The following is a 22,264-nucleotide window of genomic DNA, read 5'->3' as shown; positions in this document are numbered from 1 at the left end:
ATTACTTTCCACTGGAGTTCGCGCCGCCAAGCAGACGCCGGAAGACCTGCCGGAAGCCGAAGTACGCCACGGCGTCCTTCATGTTCGAGATGAAGCGCAGCCACGGGCGCATGCCGGGATCGGTCACGTATTCAAACGTCAGCGAGACGCGGGTTTCATTCGGGCCGGCCGGCGTGACGCGGTGGCGCAGCTTGTCGCCGTCGAACAGCACGATGCCGCCCGGCGGAATCTGCACCGCGCCGGGCTCGTCGGGAATCTCCGGGGTGCGCGTATGCAGTTCGTACTCGAGCAGGCACGACGAATCGTCCAGCACGCCGATCAGCAGCGTGTAGCGGCGACCGTCGTAATAGGAGGTGTCGTAGTGCCAGCCGATATGGTCGCCCTGGCGAGTGTAGTAATAGAGTGCGTAGGCGTGCGGATCAGTGTCGGGGCAGACCTGGAGCTTGTCGCCGGTAATCTTTTCGAGCCAGCCGATCAGGGCCTTCGAACGATACAGGTCGGCGATGAACGGCGCCTGCTCGTCGATGGTGTGGCGGCTGACGCTGCCGCCCTGCTTGTGGCCGGGCAGGTAGTTGCGGTTCAGGCCGGGCTGCATGGCGCGAGTCAGCGCCACGAGCTGGGCGCATTCGTCCGGCGCGAGAAACTTGTCCAGGTACAGGAACGCGCCCTGGCGTTCGAAGTCGGCGCGCAGGGCCGGGGTGTCGAGTTGCTCGATCGCGTGCGCGACGGCGGCGTCGGGCTGGCTGGTGGCCGGTCTGGCTGGCGGCGGGGCGAGGGCAATGTCGCTGGAGGCGTGCTCACTCATGGGCGTGCTCGTTATTCCGTGGTTGTCGCGACTGGCTGGGGGCGCCGCATGACTCGCCAGTAATCGATGATGACAAGGACGGCAAACAGTGGAGCGCCAATCGAGGCCGCGGTCAGGAACGGTTCAATGCCGTCCGCGAGTGTGACCAGAGGCAGCAGGTACAGCACATCCTCGGTCTCGAAACCGCCGGCCGATGCCTGCTTCGTTCCACTTTTGCCAACCCGCGATTCTATACGCATCCGCAGGAAGAAGATCAGCGCCACCGCAAGGCCTGCCACGGTACCGCGCCAGACCGAACCGAGCCCGTCGCCCGCGCCTTGCGCGGCCACTGCCATGCCGAAGCTGACGAACAGCAGCACGGTGATCAGCGCATCGCTCGCCAGATCGTAAAAGTGTCCGATCTTGCTCGATTTGCCGCTAATTCTGGCCAGTTCGCCGTCCGTATGGTCGACGAAGTTCGAAATCACGACCAGCAGCGCGCCGAAGTTGGTCCAGGCGTAGCTGCCCTGGGCGATGCAGGCGATACCTGCCAGGCCGATGATCAGGCGCAACGTGGTCAGGTGATTCGGGGTAACGCGGGTGTCTTTAAGAGGCCGCACCAGATGGCGGGCAAGGCGCGCGTCCCAGGTGGACGGCAGCGGTGGTTCATCCGGGAATTTATGGGTCTTCTGGTTCATCCGTCAACAATCAGATGGGGCGGGGGCGCCACAATTTGGCGCGCGAGGATGCGCAACACTACGCCTGCCACGCGCGAATGACAAGTTTGCCAGAATACGCCGATTTGCAAGCCGATGCACGGCGCGGGGTCATTTCCTGACCCGCGCCGTGTGGCCGATTCACCATACGCCGAAGAACACGCCAGCCTGTTTGTAGACGTTGGTCTTGGCCGCCACTTCCTCGTTGGTGACGGTCACGCGGGGCTTCAGCGTGCAAAACCAGTCGAGCAGGTTGCCGCGCATCTGAGCCCGGACCGATTCGTGCCCGGGGTCCTCGCCGAGGTCGTGAATTTCGTTCGGATCGTTCAGCAGATCGAACAATTGGGGGCGGAATCCCTGCCAGTGGACGTACTTCCAGCGCGTATCGCGCACCATCCAGGCGCGGCACTCGCCGGGATGCCGGCCCAGCGCCACGCGCGCGCCGCGATAGCCGTAGTCGAGTTCGGAAACCACGAAGCCACGCCAGACATCGGTGCGGGCGCGCGTGAGGTCCAGCAGCGATCGGCCTTCCACGCGGTGATCGAAGACCGGCATGCCGAGGCTGTCGAGCACGGTCGGCACCACGTCCACGGCGGACACCATGCGGGCGTCGGCCGTGCCCCGGGTGGCATCGGCCTGGGCTGACGGGTCGTAGACAATCAGCGGGACGTTCTGCACGGTGTCGTAGAACTGCTCCTTCTCGCCCAGCCAGTGATCGCCGAGGAAATCCCCGTGATCGGCGGTGAAGACGATCAGCGTGTCCTGCCAGCGGCCGGTGCGTTCGAGTAGTTCCCAGAGTTGGCCAAGGCGGTCGTCGATCTGCTGGATCAGGCCCTGGTAGGCCGGCCGAACCGTATCCGACACCTCCTTGCGCATGAAGTTGGCGCATTCCTCCTGGGTCCGGTACGCGTCGAGCACCGGATGGGGATGCTCGAGTTCGACATCGTCCCGGTTGAGCGGGAGGCAGTCATCGAGCGAGTAGGCCGCGTGGTAAGGGGCCGGGGCGATGTACGGCCAATGCGGCTTGACCAGCGACAGGTGCAGCACCCACGGGTCATCGCCCCGCGCGCCGATGTAGTCCATCGCGCGATCGACGGTATAGGCCGTTTCGGAATGGGGCTCGGCCACGCGGGCGGGCAACCCTGCGTTGCGCATGTGCCAGCCCGATACCACCTCGCCATCCGGCGTCTGGGCGCTGATGACATAGTCGGTCCACGGATCGGCGCTGTCGTAGCCTTGCGCGCGCAGCCAGTCCGCGTAGGGGCTGCGCGGTTCGGCGTGGTGGCCGTCGTGCCGGTCCACTTCGACGAAGTGCCCGCTGCGCAGCAGCGTTTCCAGTTCCGCGCCGCCATCCAGATGCAGGCGCTTCAGGTTGGCGCTGTCTGGCATCACGTGGGTCTTTCCCGCCAGGGCCAGCGCCAGACCGCCATCCTTCAGGTACTCGCCCAGTGTGATTTCGCCGATCGAGAGCGGCACGCGGTTCCAGGTGGCCCCGTGGCTGCTGACGTAGCGCCCGGTATAGAAGCTCATGCGGCTGGGGCCGCAGACGCCGGACGTGACAAAGGCGTTGTCGAAACGCACGCCGCGCGCGGCCAGTGCGTCGATATTGCGTGTGCGCAGCGTGGGATGACCGTAGCAGCCGAGATGGTCGCGGCGTAGCTGGTCGCACATGATGAACAGGACGTTACGGACTGACATGTTTGTTGCTCTGATACGGATTGGGTTCGCCGTCGCCGGTCGTCTTCAGTCGCCGACGTAGCCCGACGCTTTGACCACCGGACCCCAGCGAGTGGCGTCGCCGGCCAGCACGGCAGCGAAGGCGTCGGCGCTGCCGCTCTGCGGTTCGAGCCCGAGCTTGAGGAATTTCTGCTGGAGGTCGGGCGACGCAATGGCGTGCGCGACGGCGGCATTGAGCCGGTCGATCGTGGCGCGCGAGGTGCCCGCCGGGGCGATGAAGCCGTAGCGGCCCACGCCTTCGATGTCCTTGTAGCCGAGCTCGGTAAACGTCGGCACGTCGGGCAGGGCGGCCGAGCGGCGCGTGCCCGAGGTGGCCAGTACGTGGATCTTGCCGGCGCGATGCATTTCGGTCAGATCGGCCAGCGTATCCACCGATGCCGGCACCTGACCGCCGATCAGCGCGGTCATCAGCGGCGCGGAACCGTTGAACGGCACGTGCAGCATCGACACGCCAACCTGCTTGCCGATCATCAGTCCGAAGAAGTGGGGAATGCTGCCGAGTGCGGGCGAGGCGTAGGCTGCATGGGTCGAATCGACCGAATTGGTCTTGAGCCAGGCCACATAATCCTTGAAGGATTTAGCCGGCGTGCCCGGTCCGGTTGCCAGCGCAAGCTGGAAATTGGCCACCTGCGCCACTGGCGTGAAATCGCGCGCGACGTCGTAGTTGAGCTTGCGGTAGACGAGCGGCGCGATGGTCATCACCGCCGAGTTGGCCAGTACGATGGTGTTGCCGTCGCCGGCCTGCGATTTCGCATAGTCCATGACCAGCCGGCCACCCGCGCCGGGCTTGTTCTCGATGACCACGGTCTGCTTTAGCTCCTCGCGCAGCTTGTCGCCGACCAGCCGTGCCGCCAGATCGGCCGTGCCACCCGCCGGGTATCCCACCAGGATGCGGATCGGTTTGTCGCTTTGGGCATGGGCGGCGGGCAGGGTCAGGGTGCAAACGGCAGTCACGGCAGTCACGACGGTGGCGGCGCCGATCGTCGCGCACAGGCGGCGCAGCAGGGCCGGCAGATGCAGGGGCTGGGACAGGCTCACTTGTGTCTCCTCAGGGGAAGTGGTGATTGTTCTCGGTATGCCCCGAAAGCTAGCATCGAGGGTATTAGTTAACAAAATCAACTATCTCGGAAATCTCGACAATTCATGGCGCAGGAAACTTCAGGCACCTTGCAGGCGCCGGGCCGGCTGGTCGACTTCATCAATTACCGTCTCTATCACCTGAGCCGCGTGGCGATGGCCGCGAGCGGCTTGCATCTGCGGGCCGCAGCGGGCGTCAGTCGCCGCGAGTGGCGGATGCTGGCATTCCTCGGTGAACAGCCAGGCACCCGGCTGACCGAACTGGCAGCCAGCGCGGGGCTCGACAAGGTGCTGGCCAGCCGCGCGGTGCATGGCCTGATTGACAAGGGATTGGTACGCCGGGATTCGCGCGAGGGCGACCGGCGCGCGGCAGCCTTCAGGCTGACTGAAGCGGGCGAGTCGGTGTACGCGGCGGCCTTCGCGCGGGCGCGCGATTTCAATCGGGAATTGGCGGGCTGCCTGAATGAGGATGAGGCGGAGATGTTCTCGCGCTGCCTGGACAAACTCCATGCGCAGGCCATGACGATGCTGCTGGCGGCGAAACCCCTGGCGGACAGGTCCGATGCCGCCGATGCGCCGGCGTTCGAAGATCCGCTGAACGTGTGGCGGAAGCGCTAAGGCCAAAGCAAGACGGTAATCAAACGGGCCGGACAAACGGGCCGGACAAATGGCCCGGATAAATGGGGCCGGACGTGTTCAGTTGGTCAGTCATCAAGGCGGGATACGGCGTCCCGCCTTTTTTGCCGCTCAATCACTAAAGTCCTTGCTTAACTATCGTGGCTCTCTATACTAAAGCTCATGCTTAACTATTCCGATCCCCACGTCGCCCTGGACGCCACATTCCAGGCGCTGGCCGATACCACGCGGCGCACCATGCTCGCGCAGCTTGCACGCGGGCCGCTTTCGGTGACGGAACTGGCGCGGCCCCTGGCGATGTCGCTGCCGGCGGTGATGCAGCACCTGTCCGTGCTTGAACAGGCCGGTCTGGTCCGGACCGAGAAGGTCGGGCGAGTACGCACCTGCACCATGGCGCCGAAAGCGCTCAGTGAGGCAGAGCAGTGGATCAACGCGCGTCGCGCTGAATGGGAAGGGCATTTCGACCGGTTGGGCGAGTACCTCGAAACCATGAAAAAGGAGGCAGCATCCGATGGCAACGGCAACTGAAACATCCAAGGCAACTACGAAGACCCAGGCATCTGCCGCGGCGGATCGCGAATCGCTGACCGTCTCGCGGGCATTCAACGCGCCGCGCGACCTCGTCTTCCAGGCATGGAGCGCCGCCGAGCACCTGAAGCACTGGTTCTGTCCGCAGGGCTTCACGATTCCCGAGTGCGAAGTCGAATTCCGGCCGGGCGGCAAGTTCGATCTCTGGATGCGATCGCTCGATGGCAACTATTCGCACTGGATTCGCGGCCACTACGTCGAGATCATTCCTCATTCGCGTCTGGTGCTGGACATGACCGTGGTAACCGAAGCGGGTGTGGCGCTGTTCAATGCCAATACCTCGGTCACGTTCGAGACCGTGTGCGGTGGCACGGAGATGTCGGTGACCCAGCGCTACACGGCGCTGGACCCGTCAGCCGGCAATTTCACGCGCGGCGCGGAGGAAGGCTGGGCGCAGACGCTGGACCGGCTGGAAAAGGAAGTGGCGCGGATCGCGGCCGCCACGCCGGCACGGTCGGTCGCGCATGGCGTTTTCACGATCGAGCGCACCTACGACGCAAGTCCCGAGCTGGTATTCCGCGCGCTGAGCGATCCCGTCGCCAAGGCACAGTGGTTCAACGGTGGCCCGGGCTATACCGAGGTCAAGCGCACGATGGACGTGCGGCCCGGTGGCCGCGAGCATCTGCAGGGGCGCTGGGAGAACGGCCTGGTGTCCACGTTCGACGCGGTGTACTTCGACGTGATCCCCAACGAGCGGCTGGTCTACAGCTACGAGATGCATATGGGTGAACGCAAGATCTCGGTCTCGCTGGCCACCTTCGAACTGAAGCGGGCGGGGCAGGGTACTCGGCTCGTCATGACCGAGCAGGGTGCGTTTCTCGATGGCTATGACGATGCAGGATCGCGCGAGCATGGCTCCGGACTGCTGCTCGATGCGATCGGGGAATGGCTGAAGGCGATGACGAAGCGCTGAGGCTTCGAGAGGAGAGGTTCCGGCGTCGAACGAGGAGGCGCGACGCCGGAAAAGACTGACCACAAGAACTACGTACTGCTATTTACTGCTACTGCTACTGCTACTGCTACTGCTACTGCTACTGCTACTGCTACTGCTACTGCTACTGCTACTGCTACTGCTACTGCTACTGCTACTGCTACTGCTACTGCTACTGCTACTGCTACTGCTACTGCTACTGCTACTGCGTGCTTCTGCTTCTTCTACTGCTCTGCTTCTACTTCTTGCTGCTTCAACTTCAGGCGCTGTGCGCCGGCGGGGCGGATACGCCGGTGCGGTCCAGGCCGGCCAGATTCATGCCGGCCGAGCCATGGGCGCCATCGGTATAGGGGTCGCGTTCACGGATGCCGTGCGCGCCGTCGGTGTACGGGTCGCGCTGACGGATGCCATGTGCGCCATCGGTGTACGGGTCACGCTTGCCGATGTGCATTTCATAGCCATAACGGTCGGCAGGTACGCCTCGGTCTTGCAGGCCTTGCGGGGGTTGTGCCACGGCCAGCGCGCTGGCGCCGAGAAGAGTCGTTGTGATGGTCGTGGCAATCAGGGCTTTCAACATTTTCTTGTGCTGGTGAACTTCAACTGAAGGTGGACGACGCGTCGGGCAGGATGGATGGGGGTGTTGTCGAGACGCGCCGTCCGGTACGCCTTGTGAGCGGTGCCGTACTTGGGGGGAGGTGCGGCACGGGATGAAGTGTAGTGAGTCGGAAGTATTCCGGTGATGATTTAAAAATCTCCGAATCAGTCGTTTTTTTCATGCGTTTGCATCGTGAGGCGAAGCACCACGAGCGCGCTCAGTACAGCCGCCATCTGCTGGTTATCGCCACGCGCCGCCATGACCTGTCCGATCGAGGTATCGAGCCACTGCCGCAGTGGCATCGGCACGGGTACCACATGCCCGGCGCGCGCGCGCGCCCGGAAGTGGCGTGCCACGATGCTCAACACCCGCCTGATGGGTTTGCGCGCAGCTGGCGGCAATGACGGCAGCGCGCGCTGCAGCGCCAGCGTGCAGTAGCCGATCTGCAACTCCGTAAACCCATCGGATGCCAGCCGCCCCCGGCTGGCGCCCAGGCGTGGCATCAACTGGCCCAGCCGGTCGAGCATCCGGGCGCCAAGCTGCGTATGGATGTCCGCAGCGCGCCACGTGGCGGCGTGCGCCAGGTCCTGCCAGCTCGCGCGCAGCAGGCGGTGCGCGGCCACATGGGCGCCGAAAGGCCGCGCCAGCATCGCCCAGACCGGTGCGAACAGCATGGCCGCCGCATTGGCCAGGCTCGTATTGAAGATGCCGAGGAAGTTTGTGTCGTAGACGCTCTGCACGTTGGCGAACGACGCCGTATTCACCGATAGCAGCATCGCGATCAGATTGAATCCTGGCCGCTGGATCAACATGCCAATGCCAAGGTAGGGCACGGACAACATCCCCACCAGGGTCTCGAACGTCTGCGCGTGCGGAATCACCATGAACAGGTAGAACGATGCAATCAGCAGGCACGCGGCGCTCCAGCGCAGGAACATGCGCGCCACCGGACGGGGCTCGTCGATGGTCGCGAAAAAGCAGCTTGCGATCGACGCCACGGCCACGGGGCCGCCGCCATCCTCCCAGCCCGAGAAGATCCAGAGCAGCCCGACGCAGAACACCGCCAGTCCGGCCGACACCGCGCCGAACAGCAACATGGCGTGGTCGTGATACGCGGCCGCCTCGTCCGCGGCCTGCTCGGCGCCTGCCGGTTCCTCGGGGGGCAGGTCGGGCGGGTGGTCGCTGATGCCGTGCTGCAGCCTCTCGCAGGTCCGCATCAGCCGGTTGAACTGCGCCTGCAGATGGGTGGCGGTACGGGTCAGGGCTTCGCGCTCGCTGCCTTCGGGCGTCGTGCGCAGTGCATGCAGCACGCTTTCCAGCGCCGACAGGATCGGCATCAACCCCGACATCCGCGCACGCAGCGCGCGGGCGTGGTGCAGCGTCTGCTGGCTGTCGGTATCGAACGAAAGCTGCGCGATCAACTGGTCGAGCGCCAGCATATCGGCGGCTAGACGGTGACGGCTGGCATCGGCACGGGGGCTGGCATTGACGATATCGTTGGCCCATGCGGCCGCGTCGTGCAGCCAGATGCGGATGCGGTCTCGCAGCGCTGGCGCCACTTTCGCGGGAAAGACGATCGATCCGACCAGCCCCGCGCAGACGATCCCGATCACGATCTCCTCGATCCGGGCCACCGCGATGTCGAAGATGTCGCCCGGGTGCATCACCGCCGGCAGCGCGACGATCGGCAGCGTGTAGGCGGCCAGCAGGAACACGTAGCTGCGCGGTGACCGTTGCAGCAGCGACAGGTAGACCAGCACCATGATCCAGAGGGAGATCGCGCCCATCAGCACGATCGGCATATTGACCAGTTGCGGCACCGTCGCCACTGCCGCGGTGGCGCCGAGCACGGTACCGGCCACGCGATAGGCGGCCTTCGAGCGCGTCGCGCCCGTCAGCGGATGGGAGACAAAATAGACCGTGGCCATGGCCCAGTAGGGGCGCGGCAGGCCGAAATACAGTGCGATGTAGAGCGCCAGCATCGCGGCAGCGAATGCCTTCAGCGAAAACAGCCACTGTCGGGCATTCGGCCAGCTAGCCATGATTTGTGTGGGGCCGGTGCGACCGGACCTCGGTGGGGGCGTAGGAGCGGAAGTGTAACGGCCCTGCGAACATTCCAAACATGATTTAAAATTCCGGTCTGTAGTCGGAATTTTCATGGGAACGGATCATGCCGATCGACATTCGTGCGCTGCGTTACTTCGTGGAGACCGCGCGCCTGAGAAGCTTCACGCAGGCCGCATCTTCGCTCTTCGTCACGCAATCGACCATCAGCAAGATGGTCAAGCAGCTCGAGGACGAAGTGGGGCAGCCACTGCTGATTCGCGAGGGCAAGACCGTGCGCCTGACCGACGTCGGCAAGGTGGTCTATGACCGTGGCCAGGAAGCGCTCGGCGTGGTGCATCGGCTGACGCTCGAGGTGGCGGATCTTTCGTCACTTGGGCGCGGTCAATTGACGGTCGGTGTACCGCCAATGGTCAATCTGTTCTTTTCCCCGGCCGTCAGCGCGTTTCGACGACGATATCCCAATCTGCAACTGAATCTCTCCGAGCACGGCGGGAAGATCGTGGAGCAGCAGGTGGCGCATGGCGAACTCGAAGTCGGGGCCACGGTGCTGCCCGGAGACAGCGGGCTCAATCTGGAGACGCGCCAGTTCGCCAAGTACCCGATCTGGGCGGTGGGCCCGCATCGCGCGGCCTGGGCAAGTGGCCGCACGGTCACGTTGGCGGCGCTGCGCGACGAGCCACTGGTCATGCTGACCGACGAGTTCTCGCTGACCCGGATGCTGCGGCAGGCATTCACCGATGCTCGCTTCGAGCCCCATGTGGTGGCGCAGAGCGGGCACTGGGACTTCCTGGCATCCATGGCTGCGGCGGGGCTCGGCACGACCTTTCTGCCCGAACCGTTGCTCTCGCGCCTGGAGTCCCGTGACAAGCTTGCCGTCGCCCGGCTGACCGAGCCGACCGTGGACTGGGCGCTGGCCCATATCTGGTCCCCGGGGCGCTACCTGTCGCACGCCGCGCGGGCGTGGCTGGAGGTTTGCGAGGAGGTGATGGGGTAAGGGGGAGAAAGCAGGCGGGAAGACAGCGGGAGAAGGCAGCGGGTCGGCTCAACGCGCCCGCAGCGCATCCACGATATTCAGCCGCGACGCCCTGAGCGCCGGCAGGAAGCCGCCGATCAGGCCCATCGTCATCGAGAACAGCAGTGTTTTGATCACGATCCCGGGTGTCAGCACGAAGCGGAACGACAGATCGGCGAAGGTCTGAAAGTTCGTGGTCGAGAACGACGCGAATTGCATCAGCGAGGCGCAGAGCAGACCGGCGACCCCACCAACCAGGCCGAGCAGCACGGCCTCGATCAGGAAGGCCGCGAGCACGTTGATGCGCTGGAAGCCCAGCGCGCGCAGGGTGCCGATCTCGCCAACGCGGTTCGCCACCGACGCATACATGGTGATCATCGCGCCGATCATCGCGGCGACCGAGAAGATCGTGGTCAGCGTCAGCCCCAGGATGTTGATGAACGCCGATAGCGCCTTCGACTGGTCGCTGTAGAACTGCTGCTCGCGCTTGGCTTCATTAGCCAGACGCGGGTCGACGTCGATATCGGCGCGAAAACGATCGAACGCGTCCGAGTCGGCCAACCGGACCGCCATAGAGGAATAGCTGGTGCGCCGGAACGACTGCATCAACTGGTCCACGTCGCCCCAGATCTCGGAATCGAACCCGCTGCCGCCGGCGTCGAAGTGGCCAACCACGGTCCAGTCCCGCTGGGCAAATCGCAGATGGTCGCCGATGCTGACGTTGTCATAACCCTTGGCGATGCTGCTCCCGACAATGATTTCCGACGAGCCCGGCTTGAACATGCGTCCCCGGGTCAGCCTGACCTGCGGCCGCATCTCCACCCCCAGCGGGGTAATGCCGCGAATCACCACATTGGAAGGCGTGGTGTAGCCGGTCTTGGTCAGCGAGATCAGCACCACGGCCTCGCGTGATGACATCGGCCTGCCTTCCGGGGTCAACGCAACGGCCGAATGCATCTCCATGGCCGCCGCCTGATCGCGCGATATCGCGCTCTGTATCTCGGTTTCGGCGCCCTTGCGGATCAGCACGACGTTGTCACGTTCCCCAGTCGTCACCAGCGTCCGCTTGAGGCCGGCGTCGAGCATCAGCATGGTCGCGAATACGAACACGACCAGCGCCAGCCCGCCTGCGGTCAGCGTGGTGGTCAGGCGCCGTGCCCAGACGTTGCGTGCGATGTAGTGGAGCGGGATGACCATCCGAATTACCCGATGGCCCGCAGGCCCTCGACGATGCGCACGCGCGCCGCCTGCACCGCGGGGACGATGGCGGCCGCGAGGCCGACCACCAGTGCGCACGCGGCCTGCATGGCCATGGTGTCGTGTGACACGGTGAAGACCGGAAAGACGCCGCCCACGGCCTGCTTGAAGAATCGCGCCGCTGGTGGGGTCAGCAGCATCCCCAGCCCGCCACCAAAAGCGCTGATGATCAGCGACTCGCCAAATACCAGCATCGACAGAAAGCCCGGCCCAAAGCCGAGCGCCTTGAGTGTGGCGTACTCGGTGATCCGTTCGCGCGCGCTCATCGCCATGGCATTGGCCATCACCGCCATGACGATCACGATCACTACGTAGGACACCACCCGGATCGCGGCGATGATCTGGTTCGACATCGCCACAAAGCCAAGCTGGAAGGCCTGCTCGGTTTCGGTCAACGTCTCCGCCAGGGAGTTCTTGAATACGTTGTCCACGGCGCGCGAGATGGCCGCCGCGTTGTCCGGATTGTCGACGCCGATCACGTAAACACCCACCTGGTCAGCCTGGCGGGCGGTCTTCTTGCGTACGGTCTCGTTCAGGTAGTCCCAGTGGAACACCATCTGGCGCGTGATCGTGCTTTCGTCGCGGCCTTCCATAATGCCGCGCACGACGAAGTCCCAGGTGCCGGGGTAGATCGTGCCCTTGATTGGAATGACGTCGCCGATCTTGAAGCCGTACTGGTCGGCCAACTGCCTCCCGATCAGCGCGCCCCGGCGGTCGCGCTCGTAATCGGCGCGTTGGGTAGGCGGCACGATGAATTCGGGGTAAAGATCGAGGTAGTTGTCGGAAACGGCGAACTGCGCGAAGAAGTTCTTTGGGTCGCGATAGACCCCGCCAAACCAGTTGGACCGCGCCACCATGGTCACGCCGTCCACGCCCTTGATGCGGTTCTCGTAGCTCAGCGGCAGGGTGAAGGTCAGCGAGATCGCATTGCGCGTCACCAGCCGGGCATTCGATGCGGCCGAAGCGCCCGCGTACCACGCATCGACCACGGTTTGTAGCAGCCCGTACGCCAGTACGGCGATCACCAGGCCGAGCACGGTCAGCGCCGTGCGCAGCTTGTGGCGCATGGCATTGCGGGTGATCAGCTTGGCCAGGTACATGATCAGCGCGATGCCGTGGTGGCGACGCTGTTGGTCAGCTCGCCTTTTTCCAGATGGACGAGCGATTTGGCCGCTTCGGCGGCATGGGCATCGTGCGTGACCATGATGATGGTCTTGCCGACGTCGGCGTTGAGCCGCTGGAGCATCGTCAGGATCTCCGTGGCCGAGGTGCGGTCGAGGTCGCCGGTGGGCTCGTCCGCGACGATCAGCGTCGGGTCGGTGATCAGTGCCCGCGCGATCGCCACGCGTTGCTGCTGGCCGCCGGAGAGCTCGGACGGGTAGTGATCCATCCGGTCGGCCAGATTGACCATGCGGAGCACCAGTTCCACACGCTCTCGCCGTTCCGCGCGCGACAGCCGGGTCAGCATCAGCGGCAGTTCCACGTTCTCGAACGCTGTCAGCACCGGCATCAGGTTATAGAACTGGAAGATGAAGCCGACATGGGCCGCTCGCCAGTCGGCCAGCGCGGATTCGGGCAGGTCGGAGATATCGACGCCGCCCACGATCAGCTCGCCGCTGTCGGGCCGGTCGATGCCGGCGATCAGGTTCAGCAGCGTGCTCTTGCCGGATCCGGACGGTCCCATCAGCGCGATAAAGTCGCCTTCGGCAATATCGAGCGAGATATCGGACAGCACCGGTACGGTCTGGGCGCCGCGCTGATACGACTTGGCCAAATGGCGGATCGAAACGAGGGGAGCGGCGGACATGATGGCGGTCACTTCCTTCCGGTCACTTCTTTGCGACGGAGACCTTGCTGCCGTCGCCCAGCTTCTCGGACGGCGCTAGCACCACCACATCGCCCGGCTTCACGCCCTGAACGGCCAGCAGTTCGCCGATCTTCGCGCCGCGCGTCACGGGCGCCTGTTTTGCCCTGCCGTCCTGCACCAGGAACACCACGGGCTTGCCGTCGCGCTCGACCACGGCCGATGGCTGGATGGCCGTCAGAGGCTTGTTTTCGGCAGGTGCCACCGGCTTGGAAAGGAAGGCGATCTTGGCGCTCATGTCCGGCAGCACGCGCGGGTCGCGATCGACGAAGCGGATCTTGACCAGCACGGTCGCCTTTGACCGGTCGACGGTCGGGACAATGCGTGACACGCGGCCCTCCTGGCGCAGGTTCGGCAGGGCATCGAGCAGAACCTCGCAGGGCTGCTCGACCGTGATCTTCGCGATATTGGATTCCGCTACGTCCGCTTCCACTTCGAGCGTGGACATGTCGGCGATGGTCACGATCGCACCCTTGGTGTCGGCGGCCGCCGAGAACGGGGTAATGTTGTCGCCGACGTTGGCATGCTTGATCAGCACCACACCGTCGAACGGCGCGCGAACCACGGTCTGCTCCACCGCCACTTCAGCGGCGCGGGCATTGGCCTTGGCCGAGGTGATCGACGCCTCCGAATTGCTGATCGACGCGCGCGCCTTGTTGTAGCGCGCCAGATCGGAATCGTATTGCTGTTGGGAAATCGCTGCCGGCGCAAGCAGTTCCTTCGACCGGCGCAGATTGACATCGGCGTCACGCAGTTCGGCCTGTTGCAATGCCAGATTGGCTTCGGCTACCTGGACCTGGGCTCGCGCCTGCGCGGCGGACGCCTCGACGTCGCGGCTTTCGATCCGCGCGATGATCTCATCCTTCTTGACGCGGGAGCCTTCCAGCACACCAAGCCACTCCAGCCGGCCCTGCGCCTTAGATGCTACCGCCGCCTTGCGCTGTGGCACCACGTAACCCGTAGCGTTGAGCAGCGTGAAGTTTTGCGACGGGTATGCCGAAGTGACCGTCGCCGTTTCCACGGTCTGGGGCCCGGCCAGCTTCAGGCCGATGCCGGCCAGCACGAGGATCACCACCGCGATGATCGCGTAGCGCAGCCAGGGACGGCGGCGGCGCTGGGCGGGCGCCATGGCGCTACGATCGATTTTCAGCTTGCTCAGGTCTGGATCAGCCAATTTAAGATGCGTCGCGAAAACGGACGAATGCCGAGAAAGGCCCCCAGTATAGCGAGTGGCGGTGGCCGGCAGGCGGCCCGTTACAAGGGTCGCAAAATGGCCGATGACTGGCCCAAATTTAGAGCAGCTTGCCCGGATTCATGATCCCGCTCGGATCGAATACCTGCTTGATGGCTCGCATCAGGCGCAATTCGAGCGGGTCCTTGAGCGCCAGGAACGACTCCCGCTTGAGCTGGCCGATGCCGTGCTCGGCGCTGATGCTGCCGTCGTAGCGGGCCACCTCTTCCAGCACGTCCTCGCTGACGGCCTTGCCTTCATTGAGCGCCCATTTCGGATCGGCGCCAAGCGGACGGGACAGGTTGTAGTGCAGGTTGCCATCGCCGAAGTGGCCGAAGATAAAGGGGCGGACGCCCGGGTGACGCGCGGCCAGACGGGTTTCCATCGAGGTCATGAAGTCCGGAATGGCTTCGATCGGCAGGGATACGTCGTGCTTCAGGTGCAGCCCGTCGGCACGCTGGGCCTCGGAGATTTCCTCGCGCAGACGCCACAGGCTCTGCAACTGCGCCAGTGAGGCCGAGACGGCGGCATCCAGGCACAGGCCCTGTTCGAGCGCATCGCCGATGACCGATTCGAGCAGGGCGTTGAGCACATCCTCGGGCGCTGTGTCCGCGATCTCGACCAGCACGTAGGCCGGATAACGTTCTGCAAACGGGGCATGAATGCCCTCGACATGGGTCAGCACCAGATCCAGGCAGGCGCCGGTAAAGAACTCATAGGCCTGCAACCGTGCGCCGCAGCGCGCGAACAGCAGCGAGAACAGTTCCAGCGCTTGCTTGGGCGATTCCACCGCGGCCAGCACCACGGCGCGGGAATCGGCGCGCGGCAGCAGGCGCAGCGCGGCGGCGGTGATGATGCCGAGCGTGCCTTCCGAGCCGATCAGCAACTGCTTGAGGTCGTATCCGGTGTTGTCCTTGCGCAGCGTGCGCAGGCCGTGAAAGATCTCGCCGTTCGGCAGCACGGCTTCAACGCCGAGCACCAGTTCGCGCGTCATGCCATAGCGCACCACGTTGACGCCGCCGGCGTTGGTGGCCAGGTTGCCACCGATCTGGCAGGAGTCCTCGGCGGCCAGCGACAGCGGGAACAGGCGGTCGGCGTCCTCGGCGGCACGGCGCAGGTTGCCGAGAATGCAGCCAGCCTCGACCACCATTGTGTTGGCGATCGTGTCGATCGAGCGGATCTTGTCCATGCGATCGAGGCTGAGCACGACGTTGGTCTGGTTGCCGTCCGGAGCGGCGCCGCCACACAGGCCGGTATTGCCACCGCGCGGCACCACGGGCACACCAGCCTGCTGGCACAGCGCCAGCGCCTGCGCCACCTGTTCGGTTGTGCGCGGACGGATTACCGCCTGCGCCTGGCCCTTGTAGAGGCCACGCCAGTCGGAGAGCCAGGGTGCCACGTCGTCGGGTGCGGTGGTCACGACGTCGGGGCCCAGGGTTTCGGTCAGGCGTTGCGCGAAGTTCGTATCGGACATGATCTGCGGTCGGGAAAAGGCGGAGATAAGTAGAAGTTAAGCGGGCATCGGGCGAAATCGTCAGCGGGGCTGGCGCATGGGCAGGCCAAGCCGGGCGGCGGCGTTGCGCAGGTGCGCGGCGGCGTGCAGGCGGGCCTGCGCGGCATCGCGGGCGCGGATCGCATCGAAGATCGCCACGTGCTCGGCATGGACCTGCTCGGGCAGGCCCGGCTGCCGGCTGGAATTCAGGCGCGCGGTGCGCACCGCCTGATGCAATTGCAGCGTCATGTACTGCAGTAGCTGCAGGTAGTACTTGTTGTGCGTGGCCGTGGCGATGGCGATATGGAACTGGATATCGGGTTCCACGCCGTGATCGGCATCATCAAGCTGGGCCGCCAGTGCGTCGAGCAGAGCGCCCATGCGGGCAATGTCCTGCTCCGTCCGGTGCAACGCGGCCATCGCGGCAGCGGCACTTTCCAGATCAAGGCGCAGCTCGAAAATATCGGCCAGATCGGTGTTATCGGCGCCGCCGCTCAGACGGAAACCGCTGTCACTGACGCGGGAACGCACAGTGCTGCCCAGACCCTGGCGGCTTTCGACCATCCCAAGCGACCGCAGATGCTCGGTCACCTCGCGGATCACGGCAGCGCTGACACCGTAGCGCTCGGCCAGTTGCTTGCCGGTCGGAAGCCGGGCGCCCACGGGAAACGTGCCGTCGGCAATCTCGCCACGCAACTGCTGGATGACGCGCTCGGTCAGGGTGATGGGTCGGGTCTGCATGGGACGACACCTTACCCTTTTCTGGTTATATGAAAACCTAGGGTAAATACTTAATAACTCGGGTGTCGAGCGGGCTGGGCCATCTGTCCCAACCCTACTTCTTCAACCGATACGCCAGCTGCGGCCGCGTGATCCCCAGCATCCGCGCCGCCGACGACAGGTTGCCACGCGTCGTCGTCATCGCCAGTTGCATCAGCTTGGCTTCGATTTGCGGCAGGGACACCTGCTGGTTGAGCAGTTTTTCGATCAGCGCGTCGGCATCCTGGCTGGGCTCCTCGCTACCGGCAGCCTGCTGGCTGGCAAACAGATGAGCGACGTCGATCATCCCGGTGGCAGGCGCCAGCAAGACGCCACGCTCGATCATGTTTTCGAGTTCGCGGATATTGCCGGGCCACGGGTATTGCACCAGCGCATCGCGCGCCCGCGTGCTCAAGCCGCGCACCTGCTTCTGATACAGCGCGTTGAAGCGCTGGATGAATGACTGGGCGAGCTCGGGGATGTCTTCCTTGCGCTCGCGCAGGGCGGGGATCGAGATCGGATAGGTGCTGATCCGGTAGAACAGGTCAGCACGAAACTGGCCGTGCTTGATCGCCTGCGCCAGATTGACGTTGGTGGCGGCGATCAGGCGGACGTTGACCTTGCGCGCCTCCACGCCACCGAGCCGTTCCACTTCGTTGTTCTGCAGCACGCGCAGCAGCTTGACCTGCGCGGCCGGCGGCAGGTCGCCGATTTCGTCGAGGAACAGGGTGCCGCCATGCGCGCGTTCAAAGCGGCCGGGGCGCGACTGCTGGGCGCCCGTGTAGGCGCCTTTTTCCACGCCGAACAGCTCGGATTCGATCAACTCGTGCGGGATCGCCGCGCAGTTGACCGCGACGAACGGCTGCTCGCCGCGCGGGCCGTGATCGTGCAGCCAGCGCGCGAACATCTCCTTGCCGGCACCGGTCTCGCCCGTCAGCAGCACGGTGATATGGCTGTCTGCCGCGGCGGAAAGCAGGTTGAAGGCTTCACGGAACGCCGGCGACTGGCCGATCAGGTTGCCCTGGTTCGCGCCACACAGTGTTTCGCGCAGTGTGCTGACTTCCTGCTGCAGGGTGAGCAGGTCGCTGATGACGGAGTCGGGTTCGAAGTACTTCAGGTAGTCGGGGTCGTTCCACGTCTCGGCCGGCTTGCCGACGATGCGGCAGAGACTGTCGCCGCGCCGCTCGCATTCGGTTTCCTTGTAGATGACCAGCCGGTCCATGAACGTGCTGCTGTAGCCCGATGCGTAGCCAAGCTGCACCCAGCAGCCAGACTCCTCGCGGGGCAGGGACTCCATCACGGGCGCTTCGCCCTCCCATGAGTCCTGCCAGAGAAACTCGCCATAGAAGTGGCCGGTGTCGCGGTCGATCTCCAGGCGAACCGGGTCCACGCGCGTGACGCCTTCGAGCATGTGCAACTGCGGCCCCCAAAGGAAGGCATCGTTGGGCGAACTGGCCAGTTCTTCACTGCGCTCGCGCTTGACCATCTCGGCATCGCGCATGCCTTGCGCGTAGCCCATGCGGATCAGCAGCCCCTTGCCGCGCTCCACGCCAAGCGTATCGAGGATTTCCTTGCGCAGGTAGCTCAGCGCCTCGGTGTGCATCAGCACCATGCGCGACTGGCCAAGGCGAATCTGCGCGGCCTTGGCGTCGATGGTCAGTAGCGAAGCCAGCTCGAACGGCGGCTGCGCGGGGGGTGTTGTCATCCTTGTCACTCCAGATTCCGGCGGGCTTTCGAGCCTCGTTTTTGCGTAGCCTAGCACGGCATCCGGCGTTGCCGGAGCCCGGAAATCCCGCATCAGGAGCGCGTGCTGCGGCGCAGCGCGAGACGATTTGATCATTTGATCAAATCCGCCTGAATCACCTCATCAAATCATCAAGCGGGTTGGCCGGCCAGAATGCGGCCGATTGGCCGCAAGCCCTTGCGCCACAACGGTCTGCATCGCCTGGCACGCCATTCGCTATAGCTCTCCCACCTGAAATCACGAGACAACGCACACGCACCGCGATGTGCGGCGCACCAGGAGCGAGACATGACATATCCCCCTCAGGCACTTCAAGGTCACTGGCATCACCATGCCCCGCGCTACGTGCGCGTGACCGGGCGCAGCGAGCGTTGGGTGGAGTTCGAGTTTTCGATCGGCGATCCACAGATCTACGTCGAACTGGTCATGCCGCCCGAGCAGTTCCAGTCGTTCTGCGCCGAGCAGCGGGCCGAGCTGCTGCAGTGATACCCAAAAACGCCCCCACTCGACATCCGAGGAGACAACCACCATGCAAATCGATATCCGGACTGATGCCAGCGTCACTCCGATCCGGCAGACCTTCGCGCATATCGCGCGCCGGCTCGGCGCCGACAAGCCGGCCACGCGCTATCAGGAGGCGATGTACGACCTGCAGCCGGTCACGAGCTTCCACTACCGGCCGCTATGGCAGCCGCAATACGAGCTGTACGACGCCCGGCGCACCCGCGTGGTCATGCAGGACTGGTATGCGCTGAAGGACCCGCGCCAGTACTTCTACGGCGGCTACGTCAATGCGCGCGCCCGTCAGCAGGAGACGATGGAGAAGAACCTTGAGTTCGTGGACAAGCGCGGGCTGCTGAGCCGGTTGCCCGACGATGTGCGCGAGCTGCTCACGCTGGGCGTGGTGCCGCTGCGCCACGTCGAATGGGCGGCCAACATGAACAACGCGTCGATTACCGCCTACGGTTTCGGGTCGGCCATCACGCAGGCCGCGATGTATCACACGATGGACCGCCTGGGTATCGCGCAGTACCTGACCCGCATCGGGCTGCTGATCGGCGACAAGGCCGCCGTGGACCAGGCCCGCGCCGCCTGGATGGAAGACATGGCCTGGCAGCCGCTGCGACACGCGGCGGAGGACCTGTTGGTGCGCGATGACTGGTTCGAGCAGCACGTGGCGCAGAACCTGGTGCTCGATGGTCTGATCTATCCGCTGGTCTACCAGCAGTTCGACGCGCGCCTCTCCGCAACCTGGCCCGCGTTTTCGCTCGTGACCGATTTCATGTCCGCCTGGTACGCCGAGACCACGCGCTGGGTCGATGCCACCGTGAAAACGGCCGCACAGGAAAGCCCGGAGAACGCGGCGGTTATCGCTGGGTACGCCTTCGGCTGGCTCGATCGCTTCACGCACGCGCTGCGCCCGCTGGCGTACCGGCTGTTCGGCGAGGATGCCGAGTCCGAACTGGCCAATGCCGTCGAAGCGCTGGGCAAGCGCCTGAGCGGTCTGGGCCTGGCACGTCAATGACGGAGACAACCATGAGCGACGCCATCGTATTCATCGCCCTCCAGACCAACGACGACATGCGCCCGGTGATCGAGGCGATCGAGGCCGACAACCCGCACGCCACCGTCAACCACTACCCGGCGATGGTCAAGATCGACGCGCCGGGGCGGCTGGAGATCCGCCGCGCCAGCGTGGAGGAGCGCATCGGCCGTCCCTGGGACGTGCAGGAGCTGCAGCTTGGCCTGATTTCCCTTGCAGGAAACATCGACGAAACCGAAGACCAGTTCGTACTGGCGTGGCGCTGAGCCAGAACCCCAAGACAGGAGACAAACCATGACAACCGCCACTGCCATCGCCTCCGCCGCCCGCGCGGCGACCCGTCCGAAGCTCTCGCTCAAGGAGAAGTACGCGGTACTGACCCGCGACCTCGGTTGGGAGACCACGTACCAGCCGATGGACAAGGTGTTTCCGCACGACAAGTTCGAAGGCATCGTGATCCATGACTGGGACGGCTGGGAAGACCCGTTCCGCCTGACGATGGATGCGTACTGGAAATTCCAGTCCGAGAAGGAGCGCAAGCTCTACGCGATCATCGACGCGTTCCAGCAGAACAACGGCCAGCTCAACGTGACCGACGCCCGCTACATCAACGCGCTGAAGCTGTTCCTGACCGGGGTGTCGCCGCTGGAGTACGCGGCGCACCGTGGCTTCGCCATGGCGGGCCGCAATCTGCGCGGCGTGGGCGCACGCGTGGCGTGCCAGATGCAATCGATCGACGAACTGCGGCACTGCCAGACCCAGATCCACACGATCAGCCACTACAACAAGTTCTTCAACGGCTTTGCCGACTGGCGCCATCTGCATGACCGGCTCTGGTACCTGTCCGTGCCGAAGTCGTATTTCGAGGATGCGATGACCGCCGGGCCGTTCGAGTTCATCACGGCGATCTCGTTCTCGTTCGAATACGTGCTGACCAACCTGCTGTTCATGCCGTTCATGTCCGGCGCGGCCTACAACGGGGACATGGCCACGGTGACGTTCGGCTTCTCGGCGCAGTCCGACGAGTCGCGCCACATGACGCTGGGCCTGGAGGTGGTCAAGTTCATGCTCGAGCAGGACCCCGCCAACCGGCCGATTATCCAGAAGTGGATCGACAAATGGTTCTGGCGCGGCTACCGGCTGCTGACGCTGGTGGCGATGATGATGGACTACATGTGCCCCAAGCGCGTGATGAGCTGGAAGGAGGCGTGGGAGATCTACTTCGAGCAGAACGGTGGGGCGCTGTTTGCCGATCTGGCGCGCTATGGCATCCGGATGCCCAAGTATCACGAGCAGGCCGCCAAGGAAAAGGATCACCTGTCGCACATCGCATGGTCGATCTTCTACAACTTCAACCACGCCGCGGCCATCCACACATGGGTGCCCGAGCCGCACGAAATGGACTGGTTGGCGCAGAAGTATCCCGACAGCTTCGACACGCATTACCGGCCGCGCTTCGACTACTGGAAGCAGCAACAGGAGGCCGGCCAGCGCTGGACCAACCCGGGCCTGCCGATGCTGTGCCAGGTGTGCCAGATCCCGATGGCCTTCACCGAACCCGACGACCCGACGCAGATTTGCTATCGCCATGCGGAGCACAACGGCGAGCACTACCACTTCTGCTCGGATGGCTGCCGGGACATATTCCAGGGTGAGCCCGAGAAGTACGTGCAGGCATGGCTGCCAGTGCATCAGATTTTCCAGGGCAACTGCGGCGGCCCAACGCTGCCCGAGGTGCTCGACTGGTACCACCTGAAGCCCGAGGATCGCGGCGACTACGCCGATTCGCCCGACCGCGCGAACTGGGAGCGCTGGACCGGGCAAGGCAACAACCGTTCGTGAACAAGGAGACCAGATCATGCCAGTCATCGCATTGGAACCGGGCTACACCGGCGAGGTCCGCGACCGGATCGAAAACTTCCACGGCAACCAGCTTGTGTACTTCGGATGGGACCAGCACCGGCTGTTCTGCAGCCCGTTCACGCTGCCGCTGCCGCCCGACATGCCGTTCGGCGCGTTGGTCTCCGATGTCATCGTGCCGCTGCTGGGCGCGCACCCGGAAGGCGCCCGGATCGACTGGGCGCAGGTGCAGTGGTTGCGTGGCGATACGCCATTCACGCCGGATGCGGCCGCAAGCCTGGTCGACAACGGGCTTGGCCACAAGTCGCTGCTGCGCCTGCGTACCCCGGGCCTGCCGGGCATTGCCGGCTCGGCCAACTGAACTTGCTGCA

Annotated in this window: 22 protein-coding genes; 9 read left to right on the top strand and 13 right to left on the bottom strand. The window is 64.5% G+C overall.

Going from position 1 to position 22,264, the window contains the following annotated elements; translation table 11 throughout:
- Nucleotide 1: 1 nt before the first annotated feature.
- The 4 genes from RMET_RS09035 to RMET_RS09020 form a co-directional block, all read right to left on the bottom strand.
- Nucleotides 2–805: a HalD/BesD family halogenase gene (locus RMET_RS09035; RefSeq protein WP_011516533.1), complete on the bottom strand. Its 804-nt coding sequence runs from the start codon at nt 803–805 to the stop codon at nt 2–4.
- Between the two features lie 11 nt (nt 806–816).
- The gene (locus RMET_RS09030; RefSeq protein WP_011516532.1) at nt 817–1,482 is read right to left on the bottom strand and encodes a CDP-alcohol phosphatidyltransferase family protein; all 666 of its coding nucleotides are present in this window, start codon (nt 1,480–1,482) and stop codon (nt 817–819) included.
- A gap of 159 nt (nt 1,483–1,641) precedes the next feature.
- Nucleotides 1,642–3,198, bottom strand: coding sequence for a sulfatase-like hydrolase/transferase (locus tag RMET_RS09025; protein ID WP_011516531.1), 1,557 nt, complete (start codon nt 3,196–3,198; stop codon nt 1,642–1,644).
- A 45-nt stretch (nt 3,199–3,243) separates the two neighbouring features.
- Complete coding sequence (locus RMET_RS09020) at nt 3,244–4,218, bottom strand: Bug family tripartite tricarboxylate transporter substrate binding protein (protein WP_409365166.1); 975 nt, start codon at nt 4,216–4,218, stop codon at nt 3,244–3,246.
- 162 nt (nt 4,219–4,380) lie between these two features.
- Here RMET_RS09020 and RMET_RS09015 point away from each other — a divergent pair, with 162 nt between their 5' ends.
- From RMET_RS09015 to RMET_RS09005, 3 genes are all read left to right on the top strand, one after another.
- Nucleotides 4,381–4,932, top strand: coding sequence for a MarR family winged helix-turn-helix transcriptional regulator (locus tag RMET_RS09015; RefSeq protein ID WP_011516529.1), 552 nt, complete (start codon nt 4,381–4,383; stop codon nt 4,930–4,932).
- A 180-nt stretch (nt 4,933–5,112) separates the two neighbouring features.
- Entirely contained in the window at nt 5,113–5,478 is a 366-nt protein-coding gene (locus tag RMET_RS09010) for an ArsR/SmtB family transcription factor (protein WP_011516528.1), read from the top strand.
- Entirely contained in the window at nt 5,462–6,451 is a 990-nt protein-coding gene (locus tag RMET_RS09005; RefSeq protein WP_011516527.1) for an SRPBCC family protein, read from the top strand. Before RMET_RS09010 ends, RMET_RS09005 begins: the two co-directional genes overlap by 17 nt.
- 277 nt (nt 6,452–6,728) lie before the next feature.
- Here the strand turns inward: RMET_RS09005 and RMET_RS09000 are convergent, their stop codons facing one another.
- Together RMET_RS09000 and RMET_RS08995 are read right to left on the bottom strand one after the other, a co-directional pair.
- The gene (locus RMET_RS09000; protein ID WP_008651726.1) at nt 6,729–7,046 is read right to left on the bottom strand and encodes a hypothetical protein; all 318 of its coding nucleotides are present in this window, start codon (nt 7,044–7,046) and stop codon (nt 6,729–6,731) included.
- A gap of 182 nt (nt 7,047–7,228) precedes the next feature.
- Nucleotides 7,229–9,106, bottom strand: coding sequence for an FUSC family protein (locus RMET_RS08995; protein ID WP_011516525.1), 1,878 nt, complete (start codon nt 9,104–9,106; stop codon nt 7,229–7,231).
- Nucleotides 9,107–9,234: 128 nt separating this feature from the next.
- Between RMET_RS08995 and RMET_RS08990 the strand changes: the two genes are divergently transcribed.
- Nucleotides 9,235–10,125 (top strand): LysR family transcriptional regulator, encoded by an 891-nt coding sequence (locus RMET_RS08990; protein WP_011516524.1) that lies wholly within the window; start codon nt 9,235–9,237, stop codon nt 10,123–10,125.
- A 48-nt stretch (nt 10,126–10,173) separates the two neighbouring features.
- On the opposite strand, the gene RMET_RS08985 is transcribed toward RMET_RS08990, so the two are convergent.
- From RMET_RS08985 to RMET_RS08955, 7 genes are all read right to left on the bottom strand, one after another.
- A complete protein-coding gene (locus RMET_RS08985; protein ID WP_011516523.1) occupies nt 10,174–11,340 on the bottom strand; it encodes an ABC transporter permease in 1,167 nt (388 codons plus the stop codon).
- A gap of 5 nt (nt 11,341–11,345) precedes the next feature.
- Entirely contained in the window at nt 11,346–12,500 is a 1,155-nt protein-coding gene (locus RMET_RS08980; RefSeq protein ID WP_011516522.1) for an ABC transporter permease, read from the bottom strand.
- Between the two features lie 2 nt (nt 12,501–12,502).
- Nucleotides 12,503–13,207: an ABC transporter ATP-binding protein gene (locus RMET_RS08975; protein WP_011516521.1), complete on the bottom strand. Its 705-nt coding sequence runs from the start codon at nt 13,205–13,207 to the stop codon at nt 12,503–12,505.
- Nucleotides 13,208–13,229: 22 nt separating this feature from the next.
- Nucleotides 13,230–14,438, bottom strand: coding sequence for an efflux RND transporter periplasmic adaptor subunit (locus RMET_RS08970; RefSeq protein WP_011516520.1), 1,209 nt, complete (start codon nt 14,436–14,438; stop codon nt 13,230–13,232).
- Nucleotides 14,439–14,556: 118 nt separating this feature from the next.
- Nucleotides 14,557–15,969: an FAD-binding oxidoreductase gene (locus RMET_RS08965; protein WP_011516519.1), complete on the bottom strand. Its 1,413-nt coding sequence runs from the start codon at nt 15,967–15,969 to the stop codon at nt 14,557–14,559.
- 60 nt (nt 15,970–16,029) lie between these two features.
- On the bottom strand, nt 16,030–16,728 hold the full coding sequence (locus RMET_RS08960; RefSeq protein ID WP_011516518.1) for a FadR/GntR family transcriptional regulator: 699 nt from the start codon (nt 16,726–16,728) through the stop codon (nt 16,030–16,032).
- Between the two features lie 94 nt (nt 16,729–16,822).
- Nucleotides 16,823–18,451, bottom strand: a complete 1,629-nt coding sequence (locus RMET_RS08955) for a sigma-54-dependent Fis family transcriptional regulator (protein WP_011516517.1) — start codon at nt 18,449–18,451, stop codon at nt 16,823–16,825.
- A 327-nt stretch (nt 18,452–18,778) separates the two neighbouring features.
- On the opposite strand from RMET_RS08955, the gene RMET_RS31735 reads away from it, so the two are divergent.
- The 5 genes from RMET_RS31735 to RMET_RS08930 are packed head-to-tail and all read left to right on the top strand — an operon-like array spanning nt 18,779 to nt 22,254.
- Complete coding sequence (locus RMET_RS31735) at nt 18,779–18,976, top strand: phenol hydroxylase subunit (RefSeq protein WP_011516516.1); 198 nt, start codon at nt 18,779–18,781, stop codon at nt 18,974–18,976.
- Nucleotides 18,977–19,019: 43 nt separating this feature from the next.
- The gene (locus RMET_RS08945; RefSeq protein WP_011516515.1) at nt 19,020–20,015 is read left to right on the top strand and encodes an aromatic/alkene monooxygenase hydroxylase subunit beta; all 996 of its coding nucleotides are present in this window, start codon (nt 19,020–19,022) and stop codon (nt 20,013–20,015) included.
- 11 nt (nt 20,016–20,026) lie between these two features.
- A complete protein-coding gene (locus tag RMET_RS08940) occupies nt 20,027–20,299 on the top strand; it encodes an MmoB/DmpM family protein (RefSeq protein WP_008643953.1) in 273 nt (90 codons plus the stop codon).
- Nucleotides 20,300–20,327: 28 nt separating this feature from the next.
- The gene (locus RMET_RS08935; protein WP_008643949.1) at nt 20,328–21,875 is read left to right on the top strand and encodes an aromatic/alkene/methane monooxygenase hydroxylase/oxygenase subunit alpha; all 1,548 of its coding nucleotides are present in this window, start codon (nt 20,328–20,330) and stop codon (nt 21,873–21,875) included.
- A 16-nt stretch (nt 21,876–21,891) separates the two neighbouring features.
- Nucleotides 21,892–22,254: a phenol hydroxylase subunit P4 gene (locus tag RMET_RS08930; protein WP_008643948.1), complete on the top strand. Its 363-nt coding sequence runs from the start codon at nt 21,892–21,894 to the stop codon at nt 22,252–22,254.
- Nucleotides 22,255–22,264 lie beyond the last annotated feature (10 nt).

It is taken from the genome of Cupriavidus metallidurans CH34 (genome assembly GCF_000196015.1).
Classification (GTDB): Bacteria; Pseudomonadota; Gammaproteobacteria; order Burkholderiales; family Burkholderiaceae; genus Cupriavidus; species Cupriavidus metallidurans.
The sequence above is the reverse complement of the archived record's forward strand: the minus strand, read 5'-3'. Positions and strand labels throughout refer to the sequence as shown.